The 17,886-nt window shown below is 54.2% G+C and carries 17 protein-coding genes; 3 read left to right on the plus strand and 14 right to left on the minus strand.

Annotated features, from left to right (window positions below):
* Window positions 1-618: 618 nt before the first annotated feature.
* The 4 genes from ABSG47_RS18295 to ABSG47_RS18310 all read right to left on the minus strand — a co-directional run bounded on the left by ABSG47_RS18295 (window position 619) and on the right by ABSG47_RS18310 (window position 2,424).
* Complete coding sequence (locus ABSG47_RS18295) at window positions 619-747, minus strand: hypothetical protein (RefSeq protein ID WP_424171193.1); 129 nt, start codon at window positions 745-747, stop codon at window positions 619-621.
* A 129-nt stretch (window positions 748-876) separates the two neighbouring features.
* Window positions 877-1,671: a hypothetical protein gene (locus tag ABSG47_RS18300; RefSeq protein WP_424171195.1), complete on the minus strand. Its 795-nt coding sequence runs from the start codon at window positions 1,669-1,671 to the stop codon at window positions 877-879.
* Complete coding sequence (locus tag ABSG47_RS18305) at window positions 1,632-2,093, minus strand: ATP-binding protein (protein WP_424171197.1); 462 nt, start codon at window positions 2,091-2,093, stop codon at window positions 1,632-1,634. The genes ABSG47_RS18300 and ABSG47_RS18305 overlap by 40 nt, the downstream gene beginning before the upstream one ends.
* Window positions 2,094-2,151: 58 nt before the next feature.
* Entirely contained in the window at window positions 2,152-2,424 is a 273-nt protein-coding gene (locus tag ABSG47_RS18310) for a helix-turn-helix domain-containing protein (RefSeq protein WP_424171199.1), read from the minus strand.
* Between the two features lie 93 nt (window positions 2,425-2,517).
* Between ABSG47_RS18310 and ABSG47_RS18315 the strand changes: the two genes are divergently transcribed.
* Window positions 2,518-3,045 (plus strand): RNA polymerase sigma factor, encoded by a 528-nt coding sequence (locus ABSG47_RS18315; RefSeq protein ID WP_424171201.1) that lies wholly within the window; start codon window positions 2,518-2,520, stop codon window positions 3,043-3,045.
* A gap of 91 nt (window positions 3,046-3,136) precedes the next feature.
* On the opposite strand, the gene ABSG47_RS18320 is transcribed toward ABSG47_RS18315, so the two are convergent.
* From ABSG47_RS18320 to ABSG47_RS18340, 5 genes are all read right to left on the minus strand, one after another.
* On the minus strand, window positions 3,137-5,452 hold the full coding sequence (locus ABSG47_RS18320) for a sigma 54-interacting transcriptional regulator (protein ID WP_424171203.1): 2,316 nt from the start codon (window positions 5,450-5,452) through the stop codon (window positions 3,137-3,139).
* 66 nt (window positions 5,453-5,518) lie between these two features.
* On the minus strand, window positions 5,519-5,731 hold the full coding sequence (locus ABSG47_RS20970; RefSeq protein WP_481133040.1) for a hypothetical protein: 213 nt from the start codon (window positions 5,729-5,731) through the stop codon (window positions 5,519-5,521).
* Window positions 5,732-6,116: 385 nt separating this feature from the next.
* Window positions 6,117-6,479, minus strand: a complete 363-nt coding sequence (locus ABSG47_RS18330; RefSeq protein ID WP_424171207.1) for a hypothetical protein — start codon at window positions 6,477-6,479, stop codon at window positions 6,117-6,119.
* A 161-nt stretch (window positions 6,480-6,640) separates the two neighbouring features.
* Window positions 6,641-7,366, minus strand: a complete 726-nt coding sequence (locus ABSG47_RS18335; protein WP_424171209.1) for an SDR family oxidoreductase — start codon at window positions 7,364-7,366, stop codon at window positions 6,641-6,643.
* Between the two features lie 1,517 nt (window positions 7,367-8,883).
* The gene (locus ABSG47_RS18340; RefSeq protein ID WP_424171211.1) at window positions 8,884-10,089 is read right to left on the minus strand and encodes a carbohydrate porin; all 1,206 of its coding nucleotides are present in this window, start codon (window positions 10,087-10,089) and stop codon (window positions 8,884-8,886) included.
* 288 nt (window positions 10,090-10,377) lie between these two features.
* On the opposite strand from ABSG47_RS18340, the gene ABSG47_RS18345 reads away from it, so the two are divergent.
* Window positions 10,378-10,635 (plus strand): transposase, encoded by a 258-nt coding sequence (locus tag ABSG47_RS18345; RefSeq protein ID WP_424171213.1) that lies wholly within the window; start codon window positions 10,378-10,380, stop codon window positions 10,633-10,635.
* Window positions 10,636-11,112: 477 nt separating this feature from the next.
* On the opposite strand, the gene ABSG47_RS18350 is transcribed toward ABSG47_RS18345, so the two are convergent.
* Both ABSG47_RS18350 and ABSG47_RS18355 read right to left on the minus strand, forming a co-directional pair.
* Window positions 11,113-12,057, minus strand: coding sequence for an AraC family transcriptional regulator (locus ABSG47_RS18350; protein ID WP_424171215.1), 945 nt, complete (start codon window positions 12,055-12,057; stop codon window positions 11,113-11,115).
* Between the two features lie 782 nt (window positions 12,058-12,839).
* A complete protein-coding gene (locus tag ABSG47_RS18355; RefSeq protein WP_424171217.1) occupies window positions 12,840-13,682 on the minus strand; it encodes an AraC family transcriptional regulator in 843 nt (280 codons plus the stop codon).
* A 235-nt stretch (window positions 13,683-13,917) separates the two neighbouring features.
* On the opposite strand from ABSG47_RS18355, the gene ABSG47_RS18360 reads away from it, so the two are divergent.
* On the plus strand, window positions 13,918-14,517 hold the full coding sequence (locus ABSG47_RS18360) for a cysteine hydrolase family protein (protein ID WP_424171219.1): 600 nt from the start codon (window positions 13,918-13,920) through the stop codon (window positions 14,515-14,517).
* A gap of 202 nt (window positions 14,518-14,719) precedes the next feature.
* Here ABSG47_RS18360 and ABSG47_RS18365 read toward each other — a convergent pair whose 3' ends face one another.
* The 3 genes from ABSG47_RS18365 to ABSG47_RS18375 all read right to left on the minus strand — a co-directional run.
* Entirely contained in the window at window positions 14,720-15,562 is an 843-nt protein-coding gene (locus ABSG47_RS18365; protein ID WP_424171221.1) for a dienelactone hydrolase family protein, read from the minus strand.
* Between the two features lie 90 nt (window positions 15,563-15,652).
* The gene (locus ABSG47_RS18370) at window positions 15,653-16,570 is read right to left on the minus strand and encodes a TadA family conjugal transfer-associated ATPase (protein ID WP_424171223.1); all 918 of its coding nucleotides are present in this window, start codon (window positions 16,568-16,570) and stop codon (window positions 15,653-15,655) included.
* Window positions 16,567-17,886 (minus strand): TraM recognition domain-containing protein (locus ABSG47_RS18375; protein ID WP_424171225.1); only part of this gene is annotated, 1,320 nt, incomplete at its 5' end. The genes ABSG47_RS18370 and ABSG47_RS18375, both read right to left, overlap by 4 nt.

Raw genomic sequence — 17,886 nt, forward strand, 5'->3', positions numbered from 1 at the left:
GTGGTGCATGCAGCGGAAGAGATAGTCAGGAACATCGTGCAGCGGTATGGCGAAATCAACGTGACACTCGAAGACTTGAGGGAGGCAGCCCTCGCTGCCAAAGCCGATCCTCTTAAGCGGTTTAGTACGACCTGTAGAAAGGATCTGCAAAGGCTCGCTCGATTGGCCGGTTGAGATTTGTGGCACTGCCGAATCTGCTAGATCTAACTGACGACGAATCTTGGCGAGCACTACCGTCCGTGCGGATGGCTTCGAGAGCGATCAAAACAGTCCCCGTATCAAACCGCCGAAGTTCTAGCCAGATACTCATTCGCTAAGTATCTGAAGTTTCAATTGGCGTGTATCGCTTGCGGCGGTTCCGGATGCAAGACGGCTTCGTTCTGTGATGCACACCCCCTTTCAGATACCGACGATCGGAAGGGTGCTGGATCCACGACGCAACATCGCGGCCTAAAGACGCAATTCACCCCGTGCGCCCTTCGGGTTACGAGCGACTCAAGTAGCTTATTACCAATGGGTTAGATGGCACAGCTAGGAGCTTCAAAGTAGTTGAATATACGTTCAGGAAGTTTTTACAGTGTGTTGGATTTGGGTTGAGAGCATTGTCGTTCTCAACCCTCAGAGGTCATCTAACCGTCCCATTAGCTTGAAGACAATCTCATCTGTCACGCGGTTGGGCAACTCCTCTTCTGGGATGTTTTCTGTTCCGAAGACGATTCCAATGATGTCCTTTGGAATTCCTGGCACAACAGTCTTATCCAGAAATATCGGTATGACGGCGCCCTCCGGTACGCGAGGCGCGAAAGATTCGCGTTCAAAAGTGGGCCATATTTTCTCAACATAGTGACTATCTAACAAACACACGACAAACCGGCACTACTCTCCGAACACGCGCTGAAACTGCGCGTGCCATGCTGTTCCGAGATAGTTCGTCTCGAAAAACTCGTCGAAGAAAACCGATGAATCTAGGGTTCCGAGCTGTTCCGCGATCAACTTAGCCAATCTGCGGTTCTCTCCAGCAAAGGACACGGCGAAGTCGAATTCATAGTCACGCTGTCCGATACGGAATCCACATATACGGCGTAGGGCGTCCCAATCGAGATGCTTAATGTAATAGAAGAGTGCCGGATCTTCTATCGCGAAGTGCTTTGTCTCGGGGTTGTAGTAGAAATAGCGGTCACAGATAGGTTTGGAGTCGATCAGAATCGAGAGTCGCTTCTCCTTAATGTTGTTTATGCTTCCACGCACAGCCTCATTTGCATTTGCTAGTTCTGTGAGGTCTACGATTGAACTATCCTGCTCACTAATAGCACGTAGCAGTTTGAGATATGGATCATTTGTTGACCGAAAACGCTTACCCCGGCAGAATTCTTTTACTGTTTCTTGATAGGAATGTTCCAAGCGAGCGGTTACACGCTGACGAAGTTCAGATGTGGAGAACTGAAGTGGCTGCGTAGCTCCCGCAGTATCAGTAACATTGTTGAGGATACATACCGTTTGGCAGACAAGCTGTGTCAGCCAATAGTCACCCCGCGTTTCAGCAAAGATTTGCTCTGATGAGGCAAAGGTGACGTTAAGTTTCTCTTCTCCTTTTTTTATTAGTTCGGCGGTGATTGCTTCTGTCGCCGGACCTATACGGTGAATTCCACATCGCTTTGCGATGTCATGCACAAGATCAGTTCACTTCCAACCTGGTTGATTCCGATGAGAACCAGCTTTGGATACACCGCTGCGTCATACTCTTCCGCAGCTAGTTTTGCAAGGTTTGCGATCTTCGTCTGAATGCCATCGTCGAGTCGATGAAAATCATCGATGATGAAATGCCCAGTGGCGCCGTCTTCTGCGAGTGCGATGATTTTGGGCAGATCGATTGTCCGTCGAGCCGAGAGGTACTGGAACCCAGCAGCGGGAATGCATTCTTCCAATATTTTTTTGGCTGTCGTCGTCTTTCCCGTGCCCGATTGCCCCTCGATGATGACAGGCTTTCCCGGCGTTCTGATGTCAACCAGAATCTCGCCGAAGTTCGATGCCCTCACGAAAGTGAACTCTGGAATGCCTTCGGTGCGGAAGACCTCCTCAACGGTGTATTTCAAAGTGCATACTCCTCAGTTGATGGCAAGGATACCCGAAATCGATTGCTCAGCATCTTCTCTAATTTTGGCGTTTCGGAAGATTTTCAGCGTACGTCCAAAACTGACCGATGGACATGCCAAAGTAGTTGCTGACCGCAGCCATTACGTCACACGAGGTGTTGGCCCGCCCGCGCTCTATTCTTCCCAAGTAATAGGTGCTATAGCCAAGGGATTCCGCAAGAGATGCTTGTGAAATGCTTCTTGCCACCCGCATCTGCGTGACCGCACGGCCAAACATCTCGTTCGGCGTTTTCGACTTTCGTTTAAGATCGGCACCGACGGATTTGGCCACACAACCATCGTGGCCATCGCGCCTAAGTTGAAACAGCAACTATAGTTTTGTATACTCTTATTAGACAACTATAGTTGCTCTTGGTTCGGCCAAATGGCTCCAGATGAGACAACCCATTTCTCGGAAACCCTGGTAAGCACCTCAGAAACTGTTGGGGGTCAGCAATACATGGTCGCAGACCTCAAAGAACTTCTCTCGCCTGCCCAATTCTCCACCATTGCGTTGTATTTCTTCGAAGGATATTCCTTGGAAGCGATTGCAGACCGTTTGGCACAGACGTTGAGCGATATCCGAAGCCATTATTACCGCGGACTGGAAAAACTGCGAAAAAGGGCTTTTCCGAAGCATCTCCCAGCCGTGTTGGGTGGGACAGTGGAAGGCGATAAAGATCAGGGTGTCCCGGTCTCGGTATCAGGTCATCCCGATGACTACTTCGTCGAACTCTGTGCTCTATCAACTGCGGATGTCCTAACAATCGAAGAGAGGCGGCGGCTCGAGCTGCATATGTCAGTTTGCACGATCTGTCCCACAATGAGGGGCCAGTACGGCGAGGCGATCGCCATGATGAATGCGGTCCACAAACGAGCCGATGAAAATGGGACAATGAATACCGGTCGCTAGACCGCGCGGGCGTGCCTAATCGGATGATTGACCGAGACAACATTTGCCAGTCGCACAACCTGCAGCCTCGGTGCGGCTTCTGGCGTCGAGGTCAAATCTGACGGGATTTGAACTTTGAAGCGTCGATCTTGAGAGCCTTCATTCTTGCGAAAAGAGTTGATGGTGGCAGGTGGAGTAGCGTTGCAGCGCCGGATGGGCCGGAGACGCGACCCTGGGTCTCAGTCAAGGATCGTTCGATCAGGGTTCGTTCATGGTTCGCCATCTCCTTTTGGAGAGAACCCATAGGGGCATCGTCCATGGGTCGAGTACCAAATAAAAGTTCCTCATCAATCGATAGAACCTCGTTCGGAGAAACGATCACGCACGTATCGATAACATTCCGCAGTTCTCGGATGTTTCCTGGCCAATCGTAAGACCGGAGTAACTCCATTCCGCGCTTCTCAATATTCCGAATGACTTTTCCGTGCTTCGCCGCGGATAGTCTAACGAAATGATTGACCAACATTGCAATATCGTCTCTGCGTTCCCGAAGAGGAGGCACTTCAATGGGAAAGGCATTGAGCCTATAGAAGAGATCCTGGCGAAACTCCCCCGCGCGCATTGCGGCGTGAAGATCGCGATTAGTGGCGGCTATGACACGAACATCGGCTGGGATTAGCTTCGTGCCGCCTAATCGTTCGAAGCTACGCTCCTCAAGCACGCGGAGCAATGTGGCCTGCATGTCAATCGCTATCTCCCCGATTTCATCTAGGAAAAGTGTGCCATTCGCGGCCAGCTCGAATTGACCTACCCGTTGGCGATCGGCTCCAGTAAACGCGCCCTTTTCATGACCGAATAGTTCTGCGGCCATAAGAGTTGCGGGCAATGCGGCACAGTTGATACTTCGGAAAGGCATGCGTGCGCGTTTCGAATTCTCGTGAATTGCCTGAGCGATAAGTTCTTTGCCCGTACCAGTCTCGCCGGTGATGAGCACTGTGGCGTCGGTAGCCGCGACCTGCACGACTTTGTTGAGCGTACGTTGGAGTGCAGGAGATCCTCCGATAATTTTCTCGAACTTATTCCTTTGGATATCGGCGAGTTCGTCTTGCAATGCCAGATTCAGCTCCTGCAACGAGATGTTTTCGCGGCGGAGCTTTTCCTGCAAAGCTTGATTTTGTGCCAGCAGTACCTCATTGTTCTTCAGAGATTCCTGCAATGCTTCACGATCCTCGTGCTGTTCCGTCACATCCATTACTGTGCCGATCAGCTCATTCTCCCCATTCTCTTGAGGGAACGGCCTGCCCAGGAGCCGAACATAGCGAATGGAACCGTCAGGCCGTAAGATGCGATGCCTGTGATCGATTTCTATTCTTTGCTCGATGGCGCTTTGCCACGATACTTTCAGTTCCTCGATATCGTCGTGATGAACACATTCGCAGAATGCCGACAGATCAAGTTGCTCGCTCTCCGCATCAAGGCCCAAGATGCGAAGGATTTCCTGTGACCAGAATCCTTCGTTGGTCGTTGCGTTCCACGCCCAGCTTCCTGTGTGGGAGATCTTCTGACCTTCAGTTAGATAGGCGTCCCGGCGTCGTAGCTCTTCTTCAATTTGTTTGCGTTCGGTGGTTAACCTCTGACGCTCAGCTTCCTGCGTCAGCAGCTCTGTGTTGTCAATGATCACCCCCACAGCTCCGATGTACTGACCGAGATCGTCGAAGAGTGGTGTCGCAGAGATGCTGGCAGAGAACTCGGAACGGTCTTTGCGAACGCGAGGCGCTTGGTACTCAACGATTCGCTGGCCTGCGCGCAGTTGTTCCTCTTGAGCCTTCCAAATCGCCTCCTCTCCTTCCGGAAGAGGCGCGCGAGTCCCATCTAGTTCACCTCGATCGAATCCCAACATTGTCTCGTATCCGCGATTGCAGTGACGCACCATACGATCAGGTCCAAGTAACGCAATTCCGAATGGAGCACCGTCCAGGATTGTCTCCTTTTCGGCATTCATCCGCATTAGCTCCGTTGTGCGTGCCTGCACTTCCTTCTCAAGCTGATCCCGCGACTGCTCTAGCAAGAGTTCGGTACGACGGCGGCTCCGACCGAAGCGCCAAATCAAAATTGTGAAGAGGAAAAAAACACAGTAAGTGGGGAAATCATAGGAGGCGATACGAAGCCACCCACTCGATGAACGGAGGAAGGTGGTGAGTCCGAGAACAGAAAGGACAATCCCGACGACGCCGGGTCCATCTCCCCCGTACCAGATACTCACCCATACGGCAGCCAGGAAGAGCAAAGCGAAAGGGTCTCGTACATGGATCTGCTGGAAGACGAACGCAACCACGAACGCGGCCCCGGACGACATGATCGCTACTGTGTAGCGCATACCGATCGAACTAAATGAATGTCTATTAAGCGAGGCAATTGATCTCGACATGTACGGCAGCCTCCTGCCGAGAAAAGACCTCTACCGATCAGCCGAGGGTAACTGCATGGCGACTAATTATTGACCACTCAGAGGGTATGCTCGGTCGGCCTTGATTTGCTCAATTTGCAACGCGTGGCGGTTCCCATGCTGGCTCAACACCACCAGCCATTGATAGCAATCGAGATCTCCAAACACGATGTGGGTAAAGAAGTGGCTGCGAAGATCGGCCTCGGTCATCGTGGCAAATGCAAGGGTACGCGCCCTGGTCTTTCGCAGCTCTGCAACCATTTTGGTCGTGTCTGGCCATTTCCCCAGCGGGCGAACGGACTTCCGAGCATCGAATCTAATGCTTCGACTGTCTGCTAGTGCTAGAACAACAGGCTTCTGGTCTTCCCGGTCCTCCCACCTGATGACCGAGCAGAATGAGAATGAATGGACCCTGCCGTCTTCACGAGGCGCGGAGATGGATATTCTTTTCCACTCCCCTCCTTTCGGTGCGCGCTCCTCTCGGTGAGGATTTCTCTTTCGCGTATCCAACAATCGGGAGATCCAAGATGAGAAACAGATAGCTACCATCACAAGTGCAGTGAAGACGCCTGTACCCAAGCAAAAGCCCAGCCCGAATTTAAGTCCAGCCCAAACCATGATGTCCGCGACCTTTGACTTCTATGGGTCAATTCGACTGCAACAGATAGATCGCCCAGGGTTGCGTGGAATCCACGCCGAGAACGAAGATGGCGTTCTTGCCATTGAGCTGACCGGCGATTGCTACCGCTGGAAAGGAGTAGGTCTTGCCCGTTGTGTTGGCGGCGTAACTTGCGCCCATCCACACCGTAGCCTGCGGATAGGAGCCATTGTTGGATGGACCCTGGGTTCCGAGATCGATGGCGAGGTCGCAGTTGCCGAAGCCGTTGGGCGAGGCGGACGGATTATCCTGCCCGTTGGCCTTCGGGAAGTCGCCGCCGTAGATCAATGTGCTGCTCGTCGCAGCGACGGCACGGTAGAAAATCTGAAAGACGCTAAATGGGATGATCATCCGATCGGCGAGAACGGTGTCTACCGGTTGACGGGGGAGCGCCTCCGCAGCACTTGATCCGGCCCCCCCGTCGATGATAACAACCTTCCGTCTCGCCCGGCCTCAACAAACGTTAGGCCCTGGAATCGCTCCTTTATCCACGGTTGCTGCGGCTAGTCGGTCTAGACGGCCAGTTGTCCTCCATCGACAACGAACTCCGATCCGGTCGAGAAGCTCGATTCATCGCTTGCCAAATACACAACCAGGTTGGATACTTCCTCAGGCTCCGCAATCCTCCCAAGCGCCCCTATAAGGGCGGAGAGATCAATTCCATCGGCTAACGGCGTGCGGGTCGGCCCCGGATGGATCGAATTCGCGCGCACCCGACTCGAACCGAGTTCCACGGCTACGGCCTTCGTCAGACCGCGAACTCCGAACTTGGAGGCGACGTATCCGTGGAGTCCAGGTAGAGCGACAAATCCACCCGTCGACGAGATGTTGATAATCGACGACGGCGCCGACGCCTTGAGGGCTCCGACAGCGGCTTTAATGCCCAGAAACGTCCCGGTGAGGTTGACGCCGAGGGTCGTGTTCCATTGTGCCTCGGTGAAGTCCTCCAACTCGGTGTGTTTCTCGGCAATGCCGGCATTGTTCACGAGCACGTTGAGCCCGCCGAACTCTTTGACGGCAAGCGTGACGGCAGCTTTCCAGTCGTCAGCCTTCGTCACGTCAAGCCTGATGAAACGTGCAGCGCTGCCGAGTTCGCGCGCCAGTGCCCCGCCCTCAGTCTCCAGAATATCGCCGATCACGACCTTTCCGTCATTCGCCACAATCGCGCGTGCATGCGTCGCGCCCATTCCGCGTGAGCCACCCGAAACGAGTGCAATCTTTCCACTAAGTCGTCCCATGTCTATTTCTCCTCTTTGTGAAGCGTTGGTTAGAGTCCCTTGTTTACTTGAGGCTGCATGCTTTCAAAACCGCGAAGCGCCTATACTGCGCCCTACGTTTCAGCCGGATCTTCCGTTTGCGCGAAGGTCAGCAGCACCATCGCAGGCTATGCCTACAATCGTGATGACGACGAGTTTGTTTCCAAATATTTTCTTCCCCTCCTTGTTCAGCCACAATGTATAGGCAGTCTCTGTACCGCAACAAGCATATGGATCGAAAGCGGGGAGCCACCAGCGTAGAACTTCCATTTCTATGGGCTCAATCGTCCAAAAGATAAAACGCGATGGTGCAAACATGGTCCGCGATCGGGGAGGCCATAGGCTTGGCTATCCAGTTCATTCAGGAGTCGAGGAACGGTCCTTTTCCAGATCGTGGATCCAGGGAGCGCTAACTGGGCCTGAGTTCGTCAAGGACTTCACCGGCACCCACTCAGTCATTTCGCATTTGGGCGAACCTCACCACGCTCATCGGCATCTTGCAGGCTGGAGTTGGCCCGGGGACTTCGTGACTCTTGCGGCGCTGCACGCCTGGTCGGAAAAGATTTCTGCATTGACGACACGCTCGACGCGTTACTGTCACTCTCGATCAGGCCAGTTCGTCCGGTCAAAAATAGGCAGAGAGCGTCAAGACAAAGTTCAGGTCGTTTCCTTGTTTCGGTGCGGTAATGAAGCTCGAGTGCCCCAACTCTTGAGGCTCATTCCGGATAACTTTGCAGATAAAGCTGAGTCATACCATCCGCTCTCAGGCTGGGATTGGACGTCTTTGTCTTGCGGTGGGGCGGACTGTGATGCGTCTGACGATTCTGCCGAAGCCGGTGGATTGGCCTGTTGCGGGGCTGACGCATTGCCGGAGTCCTGCGCGGAAGCCTGCGTCGAACATGCGAGTCCGAGTGAAATGAATGCAATGCTTAGGAAAGTGACAAGTGACGCGCGACCCCATGATGCGCGCTCACCCAATCGACGAGCGTATCGACTGTGCACTCGACTGGATGCGGTTCCACAAACAGGGCAAGTTACACGGACCCGACAACCTTGGACCTCCATCTGAATAGCTCCGTCCTTCGGACGAAGACAGAGGAGCTTCACTTCGGCATGGTTCGGTAGCAGCGTCCCTTGGGTCATCAAGAGCCTCCAGCTACCTCCTTCTTACCCCCGCACAGATGCGCTGGAAAGAATCACCAAATGTACGGAAGAACCCTAAGTTGTCCCATGTCTATTTCTCCTCTTTGTGAAGCATTGGTTAGAGTCCCTTGTTTAGTTGAGGCTGGCGTTTACCAGTTCTTCAACCCGAAAACGATACTGAGTTGAGGTAGGAATGCACCACCCTAGAACTTCCATTTATGGGGTTCGATCGTCCGAGAGATGAAAGCGAGTTTTCGAGACGCCACGACCTCGACCTACAAGAGAATCTTCTAGTGGACCTGGTTGGCGCGGATTTAGATTGAAGCGCGATCTCCCAATCAGGCCATCTCGTCCGCTCACATGAAGGTAGTGAGCGTCAAGATAAAGTTCAGGGCATTTCCTTCTTTCGGTGCGGTAACGAAGCTGGGATGAGCAGTGTATGAAAACACTGGAAGGAGATAAGTGCCGTGTGCCAGCTTGAAAGCGTACGAACCAGTGACCGACGTCGTGTCCGTCGGCGGCGGGTAGCCCCCTCCGAATATGGTTGCTTGCCGAGCATCCCTGCTGAACGAGCTGTGCGTGACAACAAGTGAGCCCACGTCGAATGGGCGGCTACTGAAGTGGCCAATATCGTAGAGTCTCAGCTCATAGTCCTGACGGAAGACATTCACGTTTGCCGGCGAATCCATGACGGTGAACCCCCCATACAAACCTCGAAAGGGCATAGTCGGACTTGTGCGCGTTAGTTGTTGATCGCCCAACAGGTAAACATTCCAGTTCGGAGCGAATTTCCCCGTATTGAAATTTGTGTAGTCGCTCCAGTTGTATAGGCCGCCTACGCGAAAATTACTGGAACGGTGTTCTGTGGATGCCGGACGCGTGAAACCAAGTTCATCAACGACGAGCGCTTTCGCAAAGGGTTCAGAGAACGTAACACCATGTTTGTTAATCTTGCTCCAGTCGGCAACAATGCCTTGTGGAGACAAGCTGCGCTGCACACCGATTTTGTCGTACCAGTTTTTTGTGAGATGCGAGGTCACGTTCAGGGCAGGTGCCGTGGAGGGTTGCAGCGAGAGGCCAGCCTGAGACGGGAGGCTGGCCGTTGGACCGAACGCACCGGTCTGGATGTTTCCAGCAACATAGATATTGACGTACTCCACGTCATTCGGAATTAAGCCGGCACCAACTTCGATCTTTCCCCCGAAGAGCGGATAATAAAGGGAGAAATCAATGATATCGAAACCGCGCGGGCTAGCGTTTACATCACTCGACTGGTGAACGTCAGCGTCTAAGCCGATCTGTGCGCCCTTCAGTCCGATATGCCCCAGGTCATACGTGCCCACAACTCCGATAACCTCTGTATTCGTAAATTTTTGACCTATATAGGCTTGCACGCCATCGGTCTGGGACGGCTCGCTCAGCAGGTTTTGCCACACAGTGCCATCAAAAACGACCATACCCGCGATCCCATGGTCTGCGAGTTTTGAACGAATTCCGCCTGCATTCCCCAGGAGAGGGTCGCCGAAATTCGGGGAGAGGGTGCCCCAATTTTTGAGACCCATTGTGGATAACTTTGCAGATAAGGCTGGGTTATACCATCCGCTCTCGGGCTGGGGAGGGACGTCCTTGCCTTGCGATGGAGCAGACTGTGAGGCGTCTGACGATTCTGCCGACGCCACTGGGTAGGCCTGTTGCGGGGCTGACGCATTGCCGGAGTCCTGCGCGGAAGCCTGCGTCGAACATGCGAGTCCGAGTGAAATGAATGCAATGCTTAGAGCGTGTTTCATAAATAGATTCGGCCTCAAGCTGAGGACTTCTGCGAGATGAGGGCAGTTTGATGAACTTCTTGCATGAGCAAGAAGCGGTTTGAGTTGTTGAGTGAGGCGCAGTGGGAACTGATCGAGCCTCTGCTGCCAGCTCCGAAACGGCGCAAGGACAAGCGCGGCCGTCCGTGGGCATCCAACCGGGCGTGTCTGGAGGGGATGCTGCCGCAGGAAGACAGACACCCTCTCCACAGAGATGTGTTGGCCTTTACAAGTGTTGACGGAAGCGAACTGACCATTGACTATGGAAACCTTCATGATGTTTTCCTTGTATCTTTCTGTTGATCGCCTGCTACGGTTTTGCCGGGGACCCGGTTCGACAGGCATTCCTTCACGCAAGATTGTTGGGGTATTGGAAACAGGGGGCGTGCCGGGTCGGGATCGTCGATTCGAATTTGCGCCTGGTTCTTCAACCCGACAAATCTAGTGAGTTGAGGTAGGAGCTCACCAGCGTAGAACTTCCATTTATAGGGGCTCGATCGTCCGAAAGATAAAAGAGAGTTTTCGAGACGCCACGACCTCGACCTACAAGAGAATCTTCTTGTGGACTTAATTGGCGCAGTTTCTTGCCGATCGGGTGAATCTTTACTGGATAGTGACCTTCGCGAAGCCGATCTGCGAAGCATGGCCACAGCTCGTCGCCCTGAGCCCGGTGGCAGCTACGCGTTAGATTGACGGAATTAGGAGGGAAACCGCGGGCGCGCCGCGGGCGCACTGATGCGCTGGGCTATTCTCTTTAAGCTGCTATGCGCCCCAGGTAGTCTAGCGTTGACAGAGTTCAGTATCCGTCTTACGGTAGCTCGTGGGCGGGCAACCCATAACGCGCTTGAAGGCCTTCCTGAAACTCCTCTCGGATTCGTAGCCCAATTCGTAGGCCACAGAGGATACTGTCTTGCTGTTGTTGAGCAATAGCTGTGCAGCGCGCCGCATGTTCAACTGCAGCCGGTAGTCTAGCGGACTCTGGCCGACGAGCATCTTGAATCGAAGAGCAAAGGAGGATCTGGACATCCCGACGGCTGTAGCGATATGGTCCACCGTCACTCGTCTGGTAACATCGCGATGCATCACAGCCAACGCGGCACCGATCTTTGTATCAACGAGTGCGCCCAGCCATCCCTTCTGGGAGTCCTCGTAGGCGACACATAGACGCAAGACTTCCACGAGAAGGATGCGGGCAAGAGAGTCGATCATGAGCTGATTGCCGACCCTTGGTTTTTTGGCCTCATAGGTTAGAATCGACAACACCGATCGGAGTACCGTTGCCTCTGTCGAATCTGCTTGAACATGAATCACCGGCGGCAATAGATCGAACAAAGGATCTGCGCTCAATCCATCGACAAAGAAACGCGCTCCGTCGATAATATTCGTCGGTTCGTTTGAAAATGGAAAGGCAGACTCTAAGCTTTTCAATGATCTGTCATTGTCTTTCGTCGAAAATGGCATGAACTGAATGGACTTGCTCTCCGGTTCGCTACGCAACCACTGTGAGGGATGGGTAAGGACATAACAGTCGCCTTCCTGGATGCGTATCGGTGCGTCAACACCATCCACCGAGAGCCAAGACGACCCCTTCGAGGCTACAGTGAGAATCACGTGCCTTCTCAATTGGCCGTCAGTGCGGATCGCCCAGGAACCTCCCAACCGTACCTGCCCCGTCATTAGGTTCTTGACTTCCAGAAACGAACAGACATCAGACAGTGGATCCATAAAGCGTCCTCCAAACCCTAAGAGAGCATAGCGACATAATCATCTGGACGATTAATCCGGGTATCGTCGGCGAGTGGCCGCCGGAACCATTTGAAGGCAAGTGATGGATCGCTCAAATGCGCGTCACATTTTCCCCCTGAGTGCAAGAAACCGCGTAAAGTAGCCACAAGAGCCGAATCTAATTCCTCGGATCGATGACAGTGCGCGTCAATAGAGGCATCTTCCGCGATCTTCTCTGTGACGGCACCTCCCAATCCATAACGTATAAAGTGCTCCCTTCTTCCGACGGTCATCGTCGCACGGGTCTGCGCTCTGCTTTCCTCACGCGTGAGCCGCTTCCTCGGTTTGCTCATGGTCTTAGACATTGGATGCTTCGCTCCTTCCAGGCGCTTGTCGCACTTCTCACATCACCCCACAGATGCCGGGCATCGTGATCAATAATGTGCTTCTCGCCTTTCTCTTCGCCGGTCATCACGACGCATCTCCATTCGAAGATAATATAATCCATACATTACGCTTTCCGATACACTTTGTCTGTGAGGTAAATTAAGAGTCAGTTGTCGGAGAACTAGCCTATGCAATCGCCGCGCGAACGGACAACGCTTGCTGAAAAAAGAGGAGGTAAGTTCACCAAGCCAAAATGTGGGAAGACGAGCCAGCGTTTGAGCCCGTCGGCCACCGGGGACTGTTACGAAACTGCTTGCAGAGCCAGATCAAACGCGCCTCTTTAGATAGCGGGCCCTTGATCTATATCCGCCTCACAATTCTGCGGGTTGAGGCGGCTAGCGTGCCTGCTCCACGTCCCGAAGCGGCGAGGCTCCAAAGAGGCGGCCGTATTCGCGGGTGAACTGTGAGCGACTAGCATATCCAACGTGATACGCCACAGCAGACGCATCCATCGCGTCGGTCAACATGAGCCGCCGAGCCTCCTGCAAACGAAGGTGCTTTTGATATTGAAGGGGGGTCCTGTTGGTAAGTGTCTTGAAATGGTGGTGGAGTCCAGAAGGACTCATATTCGCTTCCTGGGCGATAAGCTTTATCGAAAATGGCTTATCGAAGTTCTCTTTCAACCAGACGACGGCTTTCACGACGCCACTGGCATTTCCATCCGATTGTGCCATTCGCTCAAGTTGTTCGCCCTGCTCGCCACGCCACAAGCGGTAGAGGATCTCCCGCTGCAACAGAGGTGCGAGCACAGCACTGTCCTCCGGCTTTCCGAGGAGCCTGAGCAAGCGGAGTACCGGGTCGAGTAATTCCGGCGTCACCCTGCTGAGGAAAACACCGCGATCAGGCTTCGTCGCCCGTTGGATCTTGCCTGAACTCCGAAGCGACGGAATTTGTTTTACATCGAGGTCCAGGCTCATCCCAAGGAATGGCTTTGCTTTCGAGGCCGCCGTGACTCTTGCAGAGACCGGCAGATCGAGTGAAACCACCAGGCAGTGTCCGGGGGCGTAGGTGAAAGCCTCGTCACCCAACATGATCTGCTTGCTTCCCTGGGCGACGATGGCCAGAGTTGGACACTGCACACCGTGACCAGTCTGCGTGCGCGATGAATAGCGAGTGAGATGCAAACCAGGAATTGGAGTAGGAAAAGTACCGTCGATTCGCGTGTTTGCCTCGATCAAGGATGTAAGTTCGGATGACATGGCACTTCTCCCTCAGTACATATTCTCAGAAGAGAGCGCGTGAATACCGAATCGCGGCTCGATATCTGGAGGATCAGGCAAAAAGTTTGCAGGATCAGGTACCCCAGGCAAGCCCCTGCTGGAATCTCATAGAGATAAGTCAGGAGCGTAAGAATGCCCATGAAAAGTTGTAAGGTACCGTTGTCAACATCGCATCGCCCACAAGGAGAAACCCATGCCTGAACTTTCGCACATCGATCCTCGGAATACCGCACTGCTGGTGATGGATTATCAGGTCGATGTCCTTACCAAGTTCATGACGGCTGCGCAGTCCGCCGAAGCGATCGCGCGCGTGCCTGATCTGATCGCCACGGCACGAGACGCAGGCATGATGGTGATCCATGTCGTTGTCGCATTCCGGCCCGGTCATCCCGAGGTCAGCCCCCGCAACCCCGTGTTCAGCGTGCTGAAGGCGAACGGAATGCTGGTGGCCGGGACCAAAGGTGCCGCGATCCATCCTGCCGCAGCGGCACGAGAAGGGGAACCGATCGTGGTTAGGCAACGCATCAGCTCGTTCGTTGGCACCGACCTGGAGACGCTGCTGCGCGCCAACGGCATCGACACGCTGGTGCTCGCCGGTGTCCAAACCGGCGGCGTCGTGCTGTCGACCGTTCGCCATGCCGGCGATCTGGATTACCGTTTGGTCGTCATCCGCGATTGCTGCGCCGACCCGGATGCCCAGCTGCACTCGATGCTGCTCGACATCGTCTTCCCGAAGCAGGCCGCCGTCGTCACCACGGCGGAGCTCGCCGGCGCCCTGCCTGGAATCTCATAGAAGGAAGTGATCGGCTAAATCCATAAGGAGCAAAGTATGCCACTGAATTCGTACGCAACGCTTGGAAGATCGGGACTTCGCGTCAGCCCGTTTTGCCTAGGAGCCATGCTGCACAGAGATTAAGCGCTGAAGGGAAACGATCGCTCTCGTAGACTTCTATCGGTCTATTCGCGTCCTGCTCTCTTCCACCACAACACCGGTGTTAATGCTTGAGTGTCGCGTCGAACAGTGCGAACATTGTCTGCCAGTGGCGTTCGGCGGCAGCGGCATCATAGACTGGCGTATCTCGGAACACCCAGCCGTGTTTCGCTTGATAGGTCTCGATCCGATGATCGACGTCGGCCTTAGTCAAGGCCTCCTCTAGCCGTTCCTTCATGTCATCGGGGAAACCGTGATCCTCGATAGCCCCCGCAACATAGACCCGTGATTTCATCTTCGGAGCGAGCAGGTGTGGACTGTCCGGCGCATCCGTCGCAAGTCGGCCGCCATGATAGGAGGCGGTAGCCACGATATCGTCCGGATACGTTCCAGCCGCAGTAAGCGACATCAAGCCACCCATACAATAACCGGTAGTGCCAATACCGCCTGGCTTCACATCATGTTGCGCTGCGAGGTAATCCAGAAATACCCTGGTGTCGGACATGATGTTGACCGGCGTGGCGAGGCCGAGGAACTTCTCCATCAGAATCTTGCGCTTCTCTGGATCCGTGAAGACCACATGTGGATCCATCGGCTCATATGGTCCGGACCGATAATAGAGATCCGGAAGCAGCACATAATAACCGTGGGCTGCGAGCCGTTCGCCGATCTCGAGCATTGCGGGACGAATCCCGAGTCCATCCATGAATACAACAATAGCTGGCCACGGCCCGCTGCCGGCCGGGCGATATATATAGCTCGGGCAGGTCCCATCCTTCGTCCTAATCTCGATCTTGTCCATGAATATCTTTTTAGCATAGGCCGCAGCGGACTTCTCCTCTACCGCGACCGAGACATGATAGCACAACGTTCCGGGCATGGAATGCTCCTCGTCTGCTTTATCCATACATGCCACTGCGGCCTCGATTCACGTTAGCAACTGATTCACATGACAACTTGTTCAGCTAAATCTAAATATGGATCAGAATTATTCCGATCACGTTCCACCGATGGATTCTTGGGACGCGCTAATTTCTGTGACGTGCCGCCAGCCATCCTGATTCGCCACATGCGCGATCAGGTCGATGGATCGCCTGCATTCCTCTGTCACATCCTGCAAAGGGACGCCGCCTGAGCCACGCATGGCGAGCTGCGCGAGGCGCCGCAGAGCATCGCCGGCGCTGTTGGCGTGAATCGTCGAGAGCGACCCGCGATGTCCGGTGTTGAGTGCGTCGAGGAAGACGCGCGCCTCCGGTCCGCGAATCTCCCCTACAATAATCCTGTCGGGCCTGTGGCGCAGTGCGGCTTTCAACAGGTCTGCGAATCCGATCTGGCTCTTGTGGGTATCGAGTTGGGCCTCGGCGGAGATGACGTGCCGCTTCCGTATGTAGAGTTCGGCGACGTCTTCGAGGATGAGGATGCGGTCGCTGTCCGGGATAAAACCCGCGATAACATTGGTCAAAGTCGTTTTGCCCGCTCCCGTGCCGCCAGAGATCAAGAGATTATCGCCACGGCGGATTGCATCTGTGAGCTGTTTGCCCTGCTCCACGGTCAGCATTTTGCGCTCGATCAGGTCGTTCATGGTGAAGCCACGCGAGGTGAACTTTCGTATAGTCATCATGGGCTGGGGATTGACGACTGGCGGGATGAGCGCCGCCATGCGACTGCCGTCCGGCAGACGCAGGTTCAGGATGGGAGAGTCTGCATCGAGCTTCTTGCCGAAGCGGTTGGCGATCACTTCAAGGCTCGTCAATAACGCTCCTTCTTCAAAGCGGATCTCCGGTAGCAGCTCGATGTGGCCTTTCTCTTCGATCCAGACAGATCCATCGGGGTTCACCATAATCTCGGAGACGGTGCGGCTGGCGAGCAGATGCTCGATGGGCTTCAGAAAAGGGATGATGACCTCGAAGCTCATGCGGGTATCCTTTCTGGATCGAAAGCGATCCGTTCCTGCTCAAACCACGACATAGTGATGGGCAAGAAATCGGGTTTGAGATAGCACAACGGTTCTTTATGTTTCTGGTATGCCTTTGAGGCGGAGACAGAGCCTTTGCTGGATGATGTCCGGCCACTTAACCAACTGACGTTGGCGTTGGAGGAAGACTCTGAGACGGTATAGCTGATGCGCGTGCGATCTGCCTTGCCACACAGCTCGGAAGCATAACGGGCTGTCTCTGGATCAGTGGTAGTGAGGAAGACCTTGTTGCGCAGAGCTTGCAGCAGTGTCTTGACGCCCTCGTTGGGCAGCGCATCTTTGAGACTGGAGATGCTCTGGGTAGCAACGATGGGGATGCACTTCGGTTGTCGCGAGATAGACAGCCAGCGTTCGTCGCCTGTCGGATTATCGCCGCCCACCGTCGCGAAGTTCTGATATTCATCACAGATAAAGACGGTTGGGCGGAAGTGTCTCTCGGGGTGAGCATCCATCTTTGGGATACGCAGTTGCACGGCACGTTGATAGTCGATCTTCATCATGGTGCCGATGGTCTTCGCCAGCGCCGGGTTCAGGGCCACGGGAAAGTTCAAACCGACAACCGCGCCGGATTCGATGAGTTCCTCGAACGGCTGCAGGACGACGCCGTTTGGATCGGAGGCGGATGGTTTGCCGTCGTAGAGTTCCTTCGGTGGGCAGAAGACGCGGCGCACATCGGGATCAGTCTCGAAGAGCGAGAGGAAGACGACGATGCCCTGGATGATGGAGGTCTTAACCTCGGAGCGAAAGAACTTCCAGTGCTCCCAATACCAATACTGGATGCTGTCGAAGCGGTCGTGCTGTTCCGGTCGATATGGCTTGCGAGTGAAGACATCGAACGCTGCGGAGGTTTCCTGCGTTAACAGATTCTCCAGCGCCTCTGTCCATGCGATCAGATAAAGACTAGCATCCTTGTTCCACTCGAAACCCAGAGAAGACAGCAGACCTTCGTACTCGCGATATACCTCTTTACCGATGCCGATATAGCTGACAGTGCTGAAGCGTGAGCCAACCTCCGTAAGCATATCTTCGAGCTTGCCTGCGCTGATGACGGTACGGAAGAGATCGACCATCGTGAGGTATCCGTCACGGATGCGATGCAGCAGGATCACGTACCGCACAAGGTCGGTGTAGGACTGCTGCCAGAACGGTTCCTTGCCCCTGCCCCATATCGAAGTGATGATGGAGGCGATATTGAACGCCTGGGCATAGGCATCGAGCGAGTTGTTGAGAGGGTTGTAACGGATATTGCCATCGAG

It is taken from the genome of Occallatibacter sp., assembly GCF_049510455.1.
Lineage (GTDB): Bacteria > Acidobacteriota > Terriglobia > Terriglobales > Acidobacteriaceae > Telmatobacter.

Bases quoted from the DNA above. Each gene is read 5' to 3' on its own strand.
- ABSG47_RS18315 (WP_424171201.1), top strand. From the start codon at position 2,518: ATGGCTCCAGATGAGACAACCCATTTCTCGGAAACCCTGGTAAGCACC.
- ABSG47_RS18320 (WP_424171203.1), bottom strand. From the start codon at position 5,452: ATGTCGAGATCAATTGCCTCGCTTAATAGACATTCATTTAGTTCGATC.
- ABSG47_RS20970 (WP_481133040.1), bottom strand. From the start codon at position 5,731: ATGGTTGCAGAGCTGCGAAAGACCAGGGCGCGTACCCTTGCATTTGCC.
- ABSG47_RS18330 (WP_424171207.1), bottom strand. From the start codon at position 6,479: ATGATCATCCCATTTAGCGTCTTTCAGATTTTCTACCGTGCCGTCGCT.
- ABSG47_RS18335 (WP_424171209.1), bottom strand. From the start codon at position 7,366: ATGGGACGACTTAGTGGAAAGATTGCACTCGTTTCGGGTGGCTCACGC.
- ABSG47_RS18340 (WP_424171211.1), bottom strand. From the start codon at position 10,089: ATGGGTCTCAAAAATTGGGGCACCCTCTCCCCGAATTTCGGCGACCCT.
- ABSG47_RS18345 (WP_424171213.1), top strand. From the start codon at position 10,378: ATGAGCAAGAAGCGGTTTGAGTTGTTGAGTGAGGCGCAGTGGGAACTG.
- ABSG47_RS18350 (WP_424171215.1), bottom strand. From the start codon at position 12,057: ATGGATCCACTGTCTGATGTCTGTTCGTTTCTGGAAGTCAAGAACCTA.
- ABSG47_RS18360 (WP_424171219.1), top strand. From the start codon at position 13,918: ATGCCTGAACTTTCGCACATCGATCCTCGGAATACCGCACTGCTGGTG.
- ABSG47_RS18365 (WP_424171221.1), bottom strand. From the start codon at position 15,562: ATGGATAAAGCAGACGAGGAGCATTCCATGCCCGGAACGTTGTGCTAT.
- ABSG47_RS18370 (WP_424171223.1), bottom strand. From the start codon at position 16,570: ATGAGCTTCGAGGTCATCATCCCTTTTCTGAAGCCCATCGAGCATCTG.